Raw genomic sequence first — 14,610 nt, 5'->3', positions numbered from 1 at the left:
ACCATTTTACGACCACATTCACTATCCGGGTGGGATATTCTTCATAGCATCCGTATAATTTCGATAGATCTTTTGGAATATTAGATGTAACATGACTATATTAATTTAGTGATCCGCTTGAATGACCTAGTCTTTCAGATATTGTCATTGTTTTCACCGGTTTGTAAGAATATACGTTCTGTTATTGATTTAAATAAAAAGCCCAAATAAAAGGGCTTTATCGTATACATAACTTTGACTATTATTTATCTAAATTCTCGATTGCATAATCAGCTTCTTCTTGAGTGAATTGTTCTCCGTGTTCAGAAGTCAATTGGTCTCTTATAGCATCTGGTGACATACTCATTGTTTCCTGATAACTTTTTGCTTTCTCTAATGCATTTTTCTTAAAATCAGCTTTCAAATTATCAATTGCATATTTTGCCTCATCTTCAGTAAACTTTTCACCTTGTTTAGAAATAAGTTGTTCATAGATTCCTTGTTTTGACATGTACATGGTATCTGAATAGGATTTAGCCTTTTTCAATGCACTTTCTTTCCAATCAAATTCGAGTTCACTCATTGCATACTCGGCTGCTTCTGTAGAAAACTTTTCGCCATGTTCTGAAGTTAATTGTTCATAAATAGCGCTTTTGGACATGTACATAGTTTTTGCGTATGATTCAGCCTTTTTTAAAGCATTTTTATATTCGCTTGGAACATCATCTTCTTTTTTTGGTTTCTCTTTTTCTACGGATTGATTATCGCTTACTTTACTTGTGGTTGCATCATTATTATTACTTACTGTTTGTTTCTCATCTTCTCCGCCTCCAACAGCAGCGGCAATAATAATTATAACAATTCCCCAAAACCACCATTTTTTAAAGAATGGTTTTGTCACTTTTTCTTTCTTCGTCACTTTTTAGACTCCCCTCTATAAATATGATTCTATGTAATCAGGTAAAATCACCTATAATTACCGCAAAAATTTTTCCATCTTATAAGGTATCCCTTATTCTTTTAATAATTCAAAACTAGTTTCATCATTTTACATATTTTTATCAAAAAAGAAGTAGATTGGTAGCGAATTTATTCGCTTCACGTTCAACTTTATCAAGCGTGAGCGTATTCTTTTTTATTATTGAACTTTGTGTGAAGCGCAGTATGTCCCAACTCGCGAGAACATTCAAACTTTTGTTGCTCAATACACAGATTATCGTTTATAAAAATAAAGCGATTTCTTTTCTCGTAATTAAAAACCCTCAAATTTCTTCATCCAAATTCCAGTAAACAACATGAATTTTTATAAAGTCTGAAATCCTTAAAAGGGTAATTTGTTTTATACTTTTCTGTTAGCTTTCTTACTTTGTTTTCAATCCAGTTCAATTAAAACGCCTCACAATCCTAGTCGTTATCTTTATATTTTTTAGGAATGTACTTTTTATTAATTCTTTGAGCTTGTTTTACAGCATATTCCATAGCTTCTAACAATGACTCTTTAGCTTCATCTGAAAGAGGTTCGCCAAAGAAACTTAGTCCTCCATCTGCTGACAAGTCATTTTTTATCTTTTCCATTCGTTTGGCTATATCTTTTTCATCTTTATCGCTTGAAGTGTTGGATGTTTCTATCATAGAACCATCTCCGGTTATCAACCATTTATAGGATACTCCATAAAGTTCAGCAAGAACGGCCAATGTAGCAGAATCCGGTTCACTGACATTATTTTCATATCCACTTAAAGTTTTATTATTTATATTTGTTCTTTCTTTAACCTGAGTCTGCTTTAATCCAGTTCTTTCTCGAGCTAACTTTAATCGTTCCCCCAAAGTAGACATTTGTCTTCACCATATTTCTATAAGAATTATTTAAGAATAAAGTAACACATTCTTAAAAGATAGGAATGTTTTTCTTAAAAACTTAGAAATAACTGTTTGATTCTTGGAAATTAAGAACATCTATGTAATGAGAAGTTTCTTATAAACTAAGAACACTTAATGATGGGAGATAAGAAAGGGGATGGAGTTTGGCGCGATATATCCGAATGGTATTAAGGCATTCCAAAGAAAAATGGCGAATATTATCGAACATCAACAATTAAACGGTCATGTAAGGGATAAAGGTAGGGCAAGTTGTTATTAATCCTACCTATTTTTTTATTTAAAACGCAATACTACATTTCTACACAAATCGACATTTTTCATGTTTAAGATTAAAAAATATGGGGATAATGTTTTGATGTTTAACTTATTATTTTAGTTATGTTAAACTGAAATTAGATAGAAAATTAAATTCAAGTTTTGAAAGTAGTGAAGCTTTTTGGAGGAAAAGGAGAAATTACTTTGTATTATCGGTCCTACCGCTGTTGGAAAAACAAAATTGAGTCTTGACTTAGCTAAAAAATTTAATGGAGAAATTATTAGTGGGGACTCAATGCAAATATACAGAGGAATGGATATCGGGACAGCTAAAATTACGAAAGAAGAAATGGCTGGTATCCCACACCATTTAATTGATATTAAAGATCCGAAAGAATCATTTTCAGTATATGAATTTCAACAATTAGTTCGAAAAAAAATTACCGATATCTCCAATAGAAACCGCTTGCCAATTATTGTTGGAGGAACCGGTCTTTATATTCAATCGGTTATTTATGATTATCAATTTTCTAATAGTGGAAAAGACGAAAAAATCAGAGTTCAGCTAGAAGAAAGATCAAAACTCGAAGGGATAGAAATTTTATATGAACAGTTAAAACAAGTTGATCCACAGGCAGCTGAACAAATACATCCGAATAATGTGCGTAGAGTTATTCGGGCATTAGAAATATATTTATCTACTGGTATAACGATGACCGAGTTCAAAGCAAAACAACAGAAAACGTTATTATATGATGTTGCACTTGTTGGTTTAACAATGGAACGTGAAAAACTATATCATCGCATAAATGAACGAGTAAACCAAATGGTTCAACTTGGTTTAATTGATGAGGTAAAAAAACTATATGATCAAGGATTGAAACATGCTCAAGCAACACAAGCAATTGGTTATAAAGAACTATTTACTGCTTTCGACGGGGAAGTTTCCTTTGAAGATGCGATAACTACTTTGAAACAAAACACACGTCATTTTGCGAAAAGGCAACTAACATGGTTCCGTAATAAAATGCCAGTTGAGTGGTTTGATATGACAGATCCACTTGATTATGAAAAAAATTTACAAAAAATTTCTCGCTATGTTGCAGGAATGCTAAATTTTAAGGCGAATACATAAAATATGGAGATAAATGAGGAGGACAAAAAATGAAACAACCAATTAATATTCAAGACCAATTTTTGAACCAATTACGTAAAGAAAATATTTTAGTAACTGTCTATTTAACAAACGGGTTTCAAATTCGTGGATTAGTTCGTGGATTCGATAATTTCACCGTACTCTTTGAAACGGATGGAAAACAACAATTAGTGTTTAAACATGCAATTTCTACATTCTCTCCTTCTAGAAATATACAGATTGATTTTGAATAATTTTTATGTATGAATAACAGTTGAATAGGATATTTAAAAGGTGTAGTTTAACATAACTACACCTTTTTCATTATTGTTTGCGACTTTATTACCGATATTTATTACTGGAGAAAACAACTTTATCCTTGTACATGTAAAATATGGTCATGACTTGTTCTAATCATGAATAAATATAGTTAAAGGTGTTAATTAAAAATTTCGAGTGGAAAATAAGCGTGTAAGCCTCTTAGTCGTACTATTTCTTGGGAAAGCGCATAATTTGACAACCAAACTCTGGTGATTGTCGAATACACAAAATTTATGTCAGAATATATGGAAAATAATTGATTCAAAAGATTTGTTCATGGGCGAATGTCACCTTTTTTTCACCTAGGCATATACTGTTGTTACGAAAAAGAGAGGTGAACACATTGGATCAACCGATTCGAATAAAGAATAAAGGTCAAATTAGTATTACTTTAAATCGCAAAACGAGAGTTGAACCAATTCATGAACCAAAAGGTTTTATAAAGAAAGAACGGACAGAAGAGCATGAAATATTAAAAGAAATTGAGGATGAGTTGAGTAGCCTTGTTGGTCTCGATGATGTGAAGAGTGTTATTAAAGAAATATATGCATGGATTATTGTCAATAAAAAGCGGGAAGAAAGTGGACTGAAAGCTGGGAAACAAGTACTGCATATGATGTTTAAAGGAAATCCAGGTACCGGTAAAACAACGGTTGCACGGTTGATTGGAAAACTGTTTCAAAAAGTAGGTGTCCTGTCAAAAGGCCATTTAATTGAATGTGAACGGGCAGACTTAGTCGGTGAATATATTGGTCATACTGCTCAAAAAACCCGAGATTTAATAAAAAAGGCATTAGGTGGCATTCTCTTTATTGACGAGGCCTATTCATTAGGTCGTGGAGGGGAAAAGGATTTCGGCAAAGAAGCGATTGACACACTCGTAAAACATATGGAAGATAAACAACATGAATTTGTATTAATACTTGCAGGATACTCCCGAGAAATGGATCAGTTTCTTGCGTTGAATCCCGGATTGGAGTCTCGTTTTCCAATAATTATTGAATTTCCTGATTACTCTGTTGATCAGTTAATGGAGATTGGTAAAATGATGATGAGAGATAAAGAATATGTATTCAGTGATGATGCCGAAAGAAAGTTACGGGATCATTTACTATTTGCAAGATCTTCGTTCATAAAAAATCGTTTCTCTAATGGTCGATATGTGAGAAACATTATTGAAAAATCAATTCGCACACAAGCAATGAGATTATTAGTGAATAATCAATTTGATCATCATGAATTACTAACTATACGGAGTCAAGATTTAACGTTCCCTCATGAACATTAAATGGTTCCTCTTTTTATAAGGGGATGTTTATATTACGATACAAAATTAAATAATTCATTAAAATGATGGCTGATTTTTAGTAATTTCAATCGATGCTAAGAATCAGGCCTTTTTAGCTAATAGGAAAGTATAAATCTTCCAATTCCTACTTTGCTATACGCATAAGCATTGAAGCATGACCTCGCTGCCTAAAAAATTTTTTAGCGAACGACAGCTCTCATTTCGCATAAGGCTCGAGCACTTTCGTTTTCTTTAATTCATTTGCAGTCTTGGACAATTTATGTAAAGATAATAGTTGTTACCTGTTACACGAATGAATATGAAAAGTAAAGGTGAGCATATGGGAAACAGTAAAGAAAAGGTCATTATCGTTGGGTGTCAGTTGTTAGATAAAGATGATTTTCGTTTTGAAAACTCGATGAATGAATTGGCATCCTTGACAAATACAGCGAACGGTGAAGTTGTTCTTCGGGTTACGCAAAAACGAGATAAACCAGACACTTCGACATATATAGGTAAAGGGAAAGTGGAAGAACTTCGCCATTTAATTGAAGAGTTTGAAGCAGAAGTTATCATTTTTAATAGTGAGCTAACTCCAAGCCAATTACGTAATTTGACAAATCAATTACAAATTAAGATTATTGACCGGACACAACTTATTCTTGATATATTTGCAGGTCGAGCAAAATCTCGTGAAGGTAAGCTACAAGTAGAACTTGCACAATTAGAATATTTGTTACCACGGCTTATCGGACAAGGAACAGAATTATCGCGACTTGGAGGTGGGATTGGTACTCGTGGACCTGGTGAGACAAAGTTAGAAACTGACCGTAGACATATACGTAATCGAATCGATGATATAAAGAAACAATTAGCAATCATTGTTGAACATCGGAAAAGGTATCGCGCGCGAAGAAAACAGAACAATACATATCAAATTTCCCTTATTGGCTATACGAATGCAGGGAAATCGACTCTTTTTAATCGTTTAACAAATGCAGATTCTTATGAGGAAAATAAATTGTTTGCAACGCTCGATCCATTAACAAGGAAGATGATTTTGCCTAGTGGTTATACAGTGCTTTTAAGTGACACGGTAGGATTTATTGAAGATTTACCAACAACACTCATTGCTGCTTTTCGTTCGACATTAGAAGAAGTTGCTGAAGCTGACCTTTTGCTTCATGTCATCGACTCTTCAAACCCTAATTATTTTCAACACGAACAAACCGTGAACAAAATTCTTGAACATTTAGAGGCAGAAAAAATACCACAACTCATTTTATATAATAAAAAGGATGAAGTTCATCCGAATTTCGTACCAACAGCTAAAGAAGAGTTATTACAAATTAGTGCTTTTAATAAGTATGATCGGGAAGAAATTAAACGAAAAATCGAAGGAATCATGATGCAAGAAATGGAATCTTATGAAGTACAATTACCGTCAACAGCAGGAAAGATTCTAGCGAGGTTAAAAGAAGAAACCATACTAAGGGAATTAAAGTTTTCAGAAGATGACGAAACATATAGTTGTAAGGGGTATATTTTTACATATCATCCTTTAAATGGAGAATTAAAGAAATTGTCTTATGGAGATGGAGAATGAAATGATTACAGAAATAACTAATAATAACTATTTACAATCAATGATTCAAGAAGTAGAAAAAAAGATAAAAACAATTCATGAAGAGATCGATTCGATTGTTGAAAGAAATCAATTTCGGGTGTTACAAAGCTTTCAAAAAAATGAAGTGAGTGATTCCCATTTTACCCCTTCAACTGGGTATGGTTACGATGATATTGGTCGAGATACGTTAGAAAAAGTATATGCTGATTATTTTGGAACAGAAGCGGCTTTAGTTAGACCACAAATTATATCAGGTACTCATGCGATTTCAACGTGTTTATTCGGTGTTTTAAGACCTGGAGACGAGTTACTATATATTACTGGAAAACCTTACGATACGTTAGAGGAAATTGTAGGTGTTCGCGGTTCTGGAAATGGGAATTTAAAAGAGTTTGGAATTGGTTACCAACATGTTGATTTAACGAATGAAGGAAGACCTGATTTTTCAAAGATACAAAATGCGATCAAATCTAACACAAGAGTGATTGGAATACAACGTTCAAAAGGTTATGCAAATCGTCCTTCTTTTACAATTGATGATATAAAAGAAATGATCTCGGTTGTTAAAGAAATGAAGAATGATGTCATTGTTTTTGTTGACAATTGTTATGGGGAATTTGTTGAAGAGTTGGAACCAACACATGTCGGGGCAGACCTTATGGCTGGGTCATTAATAAAAAATCCTGGAGCAGGAATTGTAAAAACAGGTGGCTATATTGTCGGTAAGCAAAAATGGGTTGACCAATGTGCCTATCGACTAACTGCTCCCGGATTAGGACAAGAAGCAGGCGCATCCTTATACAGTTTGTTAGAAATGTATCAAGGATTTTTCCTTGCACCACATGTTGTTGGTCAGGCTTTAAAAGGTGCAATTTTTACTGCAGCAATGTTAGAGCAAGTTGGGCTCAATACGAATCCTTCATGGGATGCAAGACGAACTGATTTAATTCAATCTGTTCAATTTGATGATAAAGAGCGGATGATTGCTTTCTGTCAAGCGATTCAATTTGCATCTCCTGTTAACTCGAAATTCACACCATATCCAAGTGATATGCCTGGTTATGAAGACGAAGTCATTATGGCTGCGGGTACATTTATACAAGGAGCTAGTATTGAGTTATCTGCTGATGGACCTATTCGACCTCCATATATCGCCTATATTCAGGGTGGATTAACGTATGAACATGTAAAGATTGCTATTTGCGTTGCGTTAGACAGTTTAATTAAAAAAGGATTAATAACCTTTTAATTTATAGATAATGGACAGTAATCGATACTGTCCTTTTTTTAATGAAAATCATGTTATGTTTTCTTACATTTTATTGACAGGTTAGTTAACGTGGAATATAATATGTTCAAATCATACAAAAAGGAGAGGAGTTCTTGAGTAAAAAAGAGATTCGCAAATCCCTTCCTTTATTTCCGATTGGTATCGTTATGGAATTAACAGAACTATCCGCTAGACAAATTAGATACTATGAAGAGCATCAACTAGTTGTTCCACAACGATCCAAAGGAAATCAGCGGCTATTTTCGTTAAATGATATCGACAAATTACTTGAAATAAAAGATCTACTTGAACAAGGAATTAATATTGCAGGAATTAAGAAGATTTTTTCAATGAACGATGTCGAATACGAAAACAAAGAAATGAAAAAAGAAAAAAACGAAGAAATATCTGAAGACGAACTAAGAGAAATGTTAAGAAATGAGTTACTAACAAATCAACGGTTAAAACACGGTCATTTACGACAAGGTGACTTATATCGTTTTTTTTAATTAATTTGTTATGCAATATAATTTTATATAGATGATGGAGGCTTTCAAATGGGAAAGAAATATAGTAAGGAAGACATTTTGCGATTAGCGAAGGAGGAAAACGTTAATTTTATTCGTTTACAATTTACAGACATATTTGGAATTATAAAAAATGTCGAAATTCCTCGGAGTCAATTAGAAAAGGCGTTAGATAATAAAATGATGTTCGATGGTTCGTCGATTGAAGGGTTTGTTAGAATTGAAGAAAGTGATATGTATTTATATCCCGATTTAAATACTTGGGTCGTCTTTCCTTGGACAGCTGGACGCGGGAAAGTAGCCCGTCTTATTTGTGATATTTATACTGCGGATGGTACACCTTTTCTTGGCGATCCACGTAATAATTTAAAACGAATCGTTGAAGAAATGAAAGAGCTAGGTTTTACTCAATTCAACCTTGGCCCTGAACCGGAATTTTTCCTTTTTAAATTGGATGAATATGGAGAACCAACAATGGAATTGAATGACCATGGCGGTTATTTCGATTTAGCACCAACAGATTTAGGTGAAAATTGTCGGAAAGATATTGTTGTTGAATTAGAGGAAATGGGTTTTGAAATTGAAGCTTCCCATCATGAAGTTGCTCCTGGACAACATGAAATTGATTTTAAATATGAAGATGTCGTTACAGCATGTGATGAAATACAAACATTTAAACTTGTTGTTAAAACAATTGCAAGGAAACATGGATTACATGCGACATTCATGCCGAAGCCAATATTTGGAATTAATGGATCAGGTATGCATTGCAATGTCTCACTTTTTAAAGGTGAAGAAAATGCTTTTTATGATCCGAAAGGGAAATTAGAACTAAGTGAGATAGCTTATCAATTTATGACCGGCGTACTTAAACATGCACCAAACTTCACAGCGGTAACAAATCCGACTGTAAATTCTTATAAACGTTTAGTTCCTGGTTATGAAGCCCCTGTTTATGTTGCTTGGTCAGCTCGAAACCGTAGTCCGCTTGTTCGAATTCCATCATCTCGTGGAAAGAGTACACGCATTGAATTAAGAAGTGTTGACCCTGCAGCAAATCCTTATTTAGCACTTGCAGTTATTTTAAAAGCGGGTCTTGAAGGAATTAAACAAAAAATGACGCCACCTCATCCCGTTGATCGTAATATTTATGTTATGACAAAAGAAGAGCGAGAAGCAGAGGGGATTATTGATCTTCCTGGAACGTTACAAGCAGCGTTAGGCAAGTTACAAGAAGATGAAGTTATTAAATCAGCTTTAGGATCTCATATTTTAACGAATTTTATTGAAGCGAAGGAAATTGAATGGGATATGTTCCGGTCTCAAGTGACTCCTTGGGAGAGAGACCAATACTTAAAAATGTATTAAAAATAAGTTTAAAAAAATGAAACCTTCTAGATTAATAGAAGGTTTCATTATTTAATCAATAAATTTGGCGATATACTCCGATGACTTTTCCTAAAATTGAAACGGTGGACAGGATAATCGGTTCCATCGTTGAATTTTCCGGTTGTAGCCGTATATAGTTATTTTCCTTGTAAAAACGCTTGACTGTCGCCTCATTTTCTTCTGTTAATGCAACCACAATATCACCATTATCTGCACTATTTTGTTGGCGAACAACAACGTAATCACCATCTAAAATACCTGCTTCAATCATACTCTCACCCATGATTTCCAGCATAAAAACTTGGTCTCCACTTGGAGCAATTCGTTCCGGTAATGGAAAATAATCTTCAATATTTTCAATTGCTGTAATTGGCAACCCCGCCGTTACTTTTCCCACGATAGGAACTTTTCGAATGGAAATTTCTGGTTCATCGATTGTTTTATTGTCCAGTATTTCTATTGCTCTTGGTTTTGTTGGGTCACGACGAATGAGCCCTTTACTTTCTAAGCGAGCAAGATGACCATGTACCGTAGAGCTCGAGGACAATCCAACAGCCTCTCCTATTTCCCTTACAGAAGGAGGGTAACCTTTTTCTCTTACTTCTCTTTTTATAAAATCTAAAATTTCTTGCTGGCGTTTTGATAGTTTTGTCATATTCAACACCTCACAGCATATTTTTTAATAGTATACCATGAAGGGCGTATATTTGACAAACATAAGTTCGAAAATCGATTGACACAAATATGCGTTCGTAATATAATGGTAATGCGAACAAATATTCGTTATGAGGTGATCATATGATTTTACAAAAAATGTGGAAAAACTATTCTTATGTAATTCTTTTATTTGTTATTTCTTTCATATGTGGTTTAATCTATATACATACATTATCAAATTCTGATCAATCGTTAAATCGTTTCAATACGCAGTCTAGTGAAACCAATGACTCTATAGTTGAAATGACCTCGTATTATGAATAAGATATATATGATAAAATTATTTTTTAGATTTAGAAGGTGTAGTCTTGAAAGCAGTTATATATTGTAGAGTGAGTACTGATAAAGATACACAAGAAACTTCTTTATTAAGGCAAGAAGAAGAGTTACAGAGTTTAGCCAAAATCTACCAATTTCAAATTGTTGATATCATTCGGGAACAAGCAAGTGGATATGATTTAGAACGCCCAGGTATGCTCGAACTTTTAGACCGAATTAGGGACGAAAAAATACAGGCATTATTAATCCAAGATGAGACGAGATTAGGTCGAGGTAATGCAAAAATTGTTCTACTCCATATTTTAATGAAGCTAGGTGTAAAGATATTTACAATTTCACATCAAGGAGAATTACAAATATCGGAAGCTGATTCCATGGTTTTAAAAATCGTAAGTCTTGTTGAGGAGTACCAAAGGAAATTGCAAAATGTTAAAATAAAACGAGGGATGGAACGAGCCATTCGTGAGGGATACAAGCCCCAGCAAAACTTGTCTAATCGTGGAGAAAATGCTGGGCGGGAACGAATTGAAGTGCCGATTGAAGAAATTGTACGATTACGTCAAATAGGTTTAACATTTAAAGATATAGCAGCAACACTAAGAGGTTTTGGTTATTCTGTCTCTAAAGCAACTGTTCATAGACGCTATCAAGAATTTATCGAAGAAATGCAGTCAGATGCGATCAAAAAATAGAAGGAGTTACAGTATGTTATCAAAAGAAAAAATTGCAAGAATTAATGAATTAGCAGCAAAAAAGAAAAAAGAGGGGCTAACGACTGAGGAAGCAAAAGAACAATCTAAATTACGTAGTGAGTACTTACAAACTTTCCGTCAATCGTTTAAAAATACAATTGAAAATGTGACAATCATTGACCCTAATGGCAATGATGTTACACCTGACAAAGTGAAACAGTTAAAAAGGCAAAAAAAATTCCATTAATTTTTAGAAACGTGCAAGTTGAGAATAAATTCAACTTGCTTTTTTAATACAAATGTCTAATTTCACTTAGTTTTGGCGAAAAGTATGTTGAATTCGACAAATAAAGAAAAAATTTTCGCAAAAAAATGACATATTTCTCATCCCGCTTGCTATAGAATAGTAGTAAGACGAGTTGTACGTTAAATTCTTTGAAAGGGATGGAGAAAATGAGACGATATGATTTATACATAATAGAGGATCTTTTTGCTAATTACTATTATGGTAGGGAATATTTTTTCTATAACTTATTTAAGGAATATGAGAATGCGAATAGAAAAATGAAACCGATTCTTTTAAAACAAGTCGAATACATCTCATCCTCAATACCGGTTATACGTATCCATAGACAATTAATGGAACAACTTAAACAACGGGACGATTTCTATATGAAAAATGGTATGTTTTTAATAGAAAATAGTCGAGGGTCAGCAAGTTTTGCAATTCAAACAAATAAATGCATTCTCCAATCAAGAGGGAGTTTCGATATTGATATGGTTTTTATGGAAGCATTAAGAAAAACTGATTTCAATTTTTTAGCAATTGATATAGCAAATGAACGTTTTGGTTGGGTTAAGCCAATAAAGGAAACGACTTATCTTGAGCCATTCTCTGTTCGGAGGAAAGCATAGTAAATATAAAAGAATATTGAAGTTTTAACCAAAACATGGCAAAATGTAATGGTTGCATATTGTAAATTTGCTTACCGTTTAGTAAACTGAATAGTAGACAACATGAAGGAGGATTAGCAATGGACTGGTGGGGTTATTTACTAATTGTTGTTGCACTCTTAGCAGGGATTGCAATTGGATTTTTCCTTGCGCGCCGTTATATGATGGACTATTTGAAGAAAAATCCACCAATCAATGAGCAAATGATTCGCGTTATGATGATGCAAATGGGTATGAAACCAAGTCAAAAGAAAATTAATCAAATGATGAACGCGATGAATAAACAACAACCGAAATAATTTGGAAAGACTCTTGAGTAATCAAGAGTTTTCTGTTTATGTATTTTATTTTTTTGAGATTGCCATTTTTCACTTCGATTTACCGGTTGAAAGATTGGCTTTCACGTAATTATAATTGTCCAAATATTGTTTAGAGACAAAAAATATATGTTTTCACACTTTTACTTATTATATAAAAATATGATACACTAAATAAGCTTGTAACTAATACTTTGTGACGAATTAGGCTAGTAGATTTGGAGGTTAACATGAAAGTATTTCTCGATCTGGCATGGTTTTTCAAACAAGAGAAAAAATCGTATTTACTCGGTATATCCATCTTAATTATTGTAGCTATTTTGCAATTAATTCCTCCTAAAATTATTGGTATGATAGCAGATGAGATTGGTGGTCAAACACTGACTTGGGAAAAATTAGGGATCTGGATTTTAGTACTTATGGTAATAGCGGTACTACTATATGTTCTAAGGTATTTTTGGCGAATCTATATATTCGGTAGTGCCGTCAAATTGTCTAAAATATTAAGAAAACGTTTGTATGAACATTTTACTAATATGTCATCCTATTTCTACCAACAAAAACGAATCGGTGACTTAATGGCTCATGCAACGAATGATATTCAAGCGATTCAACAAACAGCGGGAAGTGGTGTTCTTACATTTGTAGATTCCGTAGCAACAGGCGGCTTTGTTATTCTCGCAATGGCAACAACGATTAGTTGGAAATTAACGTTAATTAGTTTATTACCAATGCCGCTCATTGCCTTGTTAACAAATTGGTACGGTACGAAACTACATGCTCGTTTTAAAAATGCACAAGAAGCATTCTCATTTTTAAATGATAAAACTCAAGAAAGTATATCAGGGATGAAAGTGATTAAAACTTTTGGTCAGGAGAAGGAAGACTTAGAGGACTTTTGTAGACAGTCAGAGGAAGTTGTAAAAAAGAATATAAGTGTAGCTAAGATTGATGCTCTTTATGATCCGACGATTTCAGCATGTGTTGGTATGTCATTCTTTTTATCTATTGGATTTGGCGCGAAATATGTAACAGATGGTAGTATGACGATTGGTGAATTAGTTGCATTTACCACTTATCTCGGTCTTCTAATTTGGCCAATGCTCGCATTTGGTTGGTTTTTTAATATCGTAGAACGTGGACGTGCTTCAAACGAACGGGTAAATCGATTGTTGTCTGAAAAGATAGAAATCAATGATATTGAAAATGGTGTTAAACAAGTCCCATCTGGTGATATCATTTTCAACGTTCAATCTTTTCAATATCCAAGTAGTGAAAAACAAGTGTTAAGTAATGTGAAGTTCTCACTAATACAAGGACAAACTTTAGGTATTACTGGAAAAACAGGGGCCGGAAAAACTACATTAATTAAGTTACTTCTTCGCGAATTTGATGGTTACGAAGGGGAGATTTCAATTGACAATATCCCGATACATTATTATCGACTCGATTATTTCAAAAAAGCGTTTGGATACGTGCCACAAGATCATTTTTTATTTTCAACAACAATCCGGGAAAATATTGCATTTGCTAAACCGGAAGCGTCAGATGAGGAAGTGATTGCTGCTGCTAAATTAGCTAATATTCACGAAGACATCAAAAACTTGACTGAAGGATATCGTACGGTTGTTGGTGAACGTGGAGTTAGTTTGTCCGGTGGTCAAAAGCAACGAATTTCTATTGCCCGTGCATTATTACTTAACCCAGAAATATTAATATTAGATGATTCTTTATCAGCAGTCGATGCAAAAACAGAGGAAATAATCTTGTCGGCTTTGAAAGAAAATCGTGAAGAAAAAACAACCATTATTATTTCCCATAGACTTAGTGCAATTCAACATGCTGATACTATTCTTGTTCTTGATGAAGGTAAGATAAAACAGCAAGGAAATCATGAATTATTAGTAAATGAAGATGGTTGGTACAGAGAAATGTATTTACATCAACAGTTAGAGTCACTTGTCGAGCATGGAGGGTAA

At 33.7% G+C, this 14,610-nt stretch carries 19 protein-coding genes; 15 read left to right on the top strand and 4 right to left on the bottom strand.

What is annotated here, in order from left to right:
- Positions 1 to 241: 241 nt before the first annotated feature.
- Positions 242 to 841: an Ltp family lipoprotein gene (locus BN2144_RS14885; protein ID WP_407638077.1), complete on the bottom strand. Its 600-nt coding sequence runs from the start codon at positions 839 to 841 to the stop codon at positions 242 to 244.
- Here BN2144_RS14885 and BN2144_RS21035 point away from each other — a divergent pair.
- Positions 825 to 905 carry a hypothetical protein gene (locus BN2144_RS21035; RefSeq protein ID WP_407638076.1) on the top strand — a complete coding sequence of 27 codons (81 nt, stop codon included), beginning with the start codon at positions 825 to 827 and terminating at the stop codon, positions 903 to 905. The two genes, BN2144_RS14885 and BN2144_RS21035, sit on opposite strands and share 17 nt — an antisense overlap.
- Positions 906 to 1,092: 187 nt before the next feature.
- Here BN2144_RS21035 and BN2144_RS21030 read toward each other — a convergent pair whose 3' ends face one another.
- Positions 1,093 to 1,245, bottom strand: coding sequence for an ImmA/IrrE family metallo-endopeptidase (locus BN2144_RS21030; protein WP_082195247.1), 153 nt, complete (start codon positions 1,243 to 1,245; stop codon positions 1,093 to 1,095).
- Between the two features lie 138 nt (positions 1,246 to 1,383).
- On the bottom strand, positions 1,384 to 1,815 hold the full coding sequence (locus BN2144_RS14880; RefSeq protein WP_033829007.1) for a helix-turn-helix domain-containing protein: 432 nt from the start codon (positions 1,813 to 1,815) through the stop codon (positions 1,384 to 1,386).
- Positions 1,816 to 1,996: 181 nt separating this feature from the next.
- On the opposite strand from BN2144_RS14880, the gene BN2144_RS20645 reads away from it, so the two are divergent.
- The 8 genes from BN2144_RS20645 (at position 1,997) to glnA (ending at position 9,651) form a co-directional block, all read left to right on the top strand.
- Entirely contained in the window at positions 1,997 to 2,119 is a 123-nt protein-coding gene (locus BN2144_RS20645) for a hypothetical protein (RefSeq protein ID WP_268258036.1), read from the top strand.
- Positions 2,120 to 2,296: 177 nt separating this feature from the next.
- Positions 2,297 to 3,250, top strand: coding sequence for a tRNA (adenosine(37)-N6)-dimethylallyltransferase MiaA (gene miaA, locus BN2144_RS14875; RefSeq protein ID WP_033829006.1), 954 nt, complete (start codon positions 2,297 to 2,299; stop codon positions 3,248 to 3,250).
- 29 nt (positions 3,251 to 3,279) lie between these two features.
- A complete protein-coding gene (gene hfq / locus BN2144_RS14870) occupies positions 3,280 to 3,504 on the top strand; it encodes an RNA chaperone Hfq (RefSeq protein ID WP_033829005.1) in 225 nt (74 codons plus the stop codon).
- 410 nt (positions 3,505 to 3,914) lie between these two features.
- Entirely contained in the window at positions 3,915 to 4,859 is a 945-nt protein-coding gene (gene spoVK, locus BN2144_RS14865; protein ID WP_033829004.1) for a stage V sporulation protein K, read from the top strand.
- A 340-nt stretch (positions 4,860 to 5,199) separates the two neighbouring features.
- Positions 5,200 to 6,465 (top strand): GTPase HflX, encoded by a 1,266-nt coding sequence (hflX, locus tag BN2144_RS14860; RefSeq protein ID WP_230199757.1) that lies wholly within the window; start codon positions 5,200 to 5,202, stop codon positions 6,463 to 6,465.
- Between the two features lie 40 nt (positions 6,466 to 6,505).
- Positions 6,506 to 7,735, top strand: a complete 1,230-nt coding sequence (locus BN2144_RS14855) for a methionine gamma-lyase family protein (RefSeq protein ID WP_407638075.1) — start codon at positions 6,506 to 6,508, stop codon at positions 7,733 to 7,735.
- 188 nt (positions 7,736 to 7,923) lie between these two features.
- The gene (locus BN2144_RS14850) at positions 7,924 to 8,265 is read left to right on the top strand and encodes a MerR family transcriptional regulator (RefSeq protein WP_042338012.1); all 342 of its coding nucleotides are present in this window, start codon (positions 7,924 to 7,926) and stop codon (positions 8,263 to 8,265) included.
- Positions 8,266 to 8,313: 48 nt separating this feature from the next.
- The gene (gene glnA / locus BN2144_RS14845; RefSeq protein ID WP_033829001.1) at positions 8,314 to 9,651 is read left to right on the top strand and encodes a type I glutamate--ammonia ligase; all 1,338 of its coding nucleotides are present in this window, start codon (positions 8,314 to 8,316) and stop codon (positions 9,649 to 9,651) included.
- Between the two features lie 55 nt (positions 9,652 to 9,706).
- Here the strand turns inward: glnA and lexA are convergent, their stop codons facing one another.
- On the bottom strand, positions 9,707 to 10,327 hold the full coding sequence (gene lexA / locus BN2144_RS14840; protein ID WP_033829000.1) for a transcriptional repressor LexA: 621 nt from the start codon (positions 10,325 to 10,327) through the stop codon (positions 9,707 to 9,709).
- A 143-nt stretch (positions 10,328 to 10,470) separates the two neighbouring features.
- Here lexA and BN2144_RS19725 point away from each other — a divergent pair, with 143 nt between their 5' ends.
- The 6 genes from BN2144_RS19725 (at position 10,471) to BN2144_RS14815 (ending at position 14,610) form a co-directional block, all read left to right on the top strand.
- Entirely contained in the window at positions 10,471 to 10,653 is a 183-nt protein-coding gene (locus tag BN2144_RS19725) for a hypothetical protein (protein WP_139017901.1), read from the top strand.
- A 44-nt stretch (positions 10,654 to 10,697) separates the two neighbouring features.
- Positions 10,698 to 11,360 carry a YneB family resolvase-like protein gene (locus tag BN2144_RS14835; RefSeq protein WP_033828999.1) on the top strand — a complete coding sequence of 221 codons (663 nt, stop codon included), beginning with the start codon at positions 10,698 to 10,700 and terminating at the stop codon, positions 11,358 to 11,360.
- A gap of 13 nt (positions 11,361 to 11,373) precedes the next feature.
- Positions 11,374 to 11,607, top strand: a complete 234-nt coding sequence (locus BN2144_RS14830) for a DUF896 domain-containing protein (RefSeq protein ID WP_033828998.1) — start codon at positions 11,374 to 11,376, stop codon at positions 11,605 to 11,607.
- Between the two features lie 206 nt (positions 11,608 to 11,813).
- The gene (sirA, locus tag BN2144_RS14825; protein ID WP_033828997.1) at positions 11,814 to 12,275 is read left to right on the top strand and encodes a sporulation inhibitor of replication protein SirA; all 462 of its coding nucleotides are present in this window, start codon (positions 11,814 to 11,816) and stop codon (positions 12,273 to 12,275) included.
- A 119-nt stretch (positions 12,276 to 12,394) separates the two neighbouring features.
- Positions 12,395 to 12,613, top strand: coding sequence for a YneF family protein (locus BN2144_RS14820; protein ID WP_033828996.1), 219 nt, complete (start codon positions 12,395 to 12,397; stop codon positions 12,611 to 12,613).
- Positions 12,614 to 12,861: 248 nt separating this feature from the next.
- Entirely contained in the window at positions 12,862 to 14,610 is a 1,749-nt protein-coding gene (locus BN2144_RS14815; protein WP_033828995.1) for an ABC transporter transmembrane domain-containing protein, read from the top strand.

Source organism: Bacillus andreraoultii, assembly GCF_001244735.1.
Lineage (GTDB): Bacteria > Bacillota > Bacilli > Bacillales > Caldibacillaceae > Caldifermentibacillus > Caldifermentibacillus andreraoultii.
The sequence above is the reverse complement of the archived record's forward strand: the minus strand, read 5'-3'. Positions and strand labels throughout refer to the sequence as shown.

Coding starts and splice junctions, on each gene's coding strand:
- glnA (WP_033829001.1), top strand. CDS start 8,314: ATGGGAAAGAAATATAGTAAGGAAGACATTTTGCGATTAGCGAAGGAG.
- BN2144_RS14855 (WP_407638075.1), top strand. CDS start 6,506: ATGATTCAAGAAGTAGAAAAAAAGATAAAAACAATTCATGAAGAGATC.
- hfq (WP_033829005.1), top strand. CDS start 3,280: ATGAAACAACCAATTAATATTCAAGACCAATTTTTGAACCAATTACGT.
- BN2144_RS20645 (WP_268258036.1), top strand. CDS start 1,997: ATGGAGTTTGGCGCGATATATCCGAATGGTATTAAGGCATTCCAAAGA.
- BN2144_RS14830 (WP_033828998.1), top strand. CDS start 11,374: ATGTTATCAAAAGAAAAAATTGCAAGAATTAATGAATTAGCAGCAAAA.
- BN2144_RS14815 (WP_033828995.1), top strand. CDS start 12,862: ATGAAAGTATTTCTCGATCTGGCATGGTTTTTCAAACAAGAGAAAAAA.
- sirA (WP_033828997.1), top strand. CDS start 11,814: ATGAGACGATATGATTTATACATAATAGAGGATCTTTTTGCTAATTAC.
- BN2144_RS19725 (WP_139017901.1), top strand. CDS start 10,471: ATGATTTTACAAAAAATGTGGAAAAACTATTCTTATGTAATTCTTTTA.
- lexA (WP_033829000.1), bottom strand. CDS start 10,327: ATGACAAAACTATCAAAACGCCAGCAAGAAATTTTAGATTTTATAAAA.
- BN2144_RS14820 (WP_033828996.1), top strand. CDS start 12,395: ATGGACTGGTGGGGTTATTTACTAATTGTTGTTGCACTCTTAGCAGGG.
- BN2144_RS14850 (WP_042338012.1), top strand. CDS start 7,924: ATGGAATTAACAGAACTATCCGCTAGACAAATTAGATACTATGAAGAG.
- BN2144_RS14880 (WP_033829007.1), bottom strand. CDS start 1,815: ATGTCTACTTTGGGGGAACGATTAAAGTTAGCTCGAGAAAGAACTGGA.
- hflX (WP_230199757.1), top strand. CDS start 5,200: ATGGGAAACAGTAAAGAAAAGGTCATTATCGTTGGGTGTCAGTTGTTA.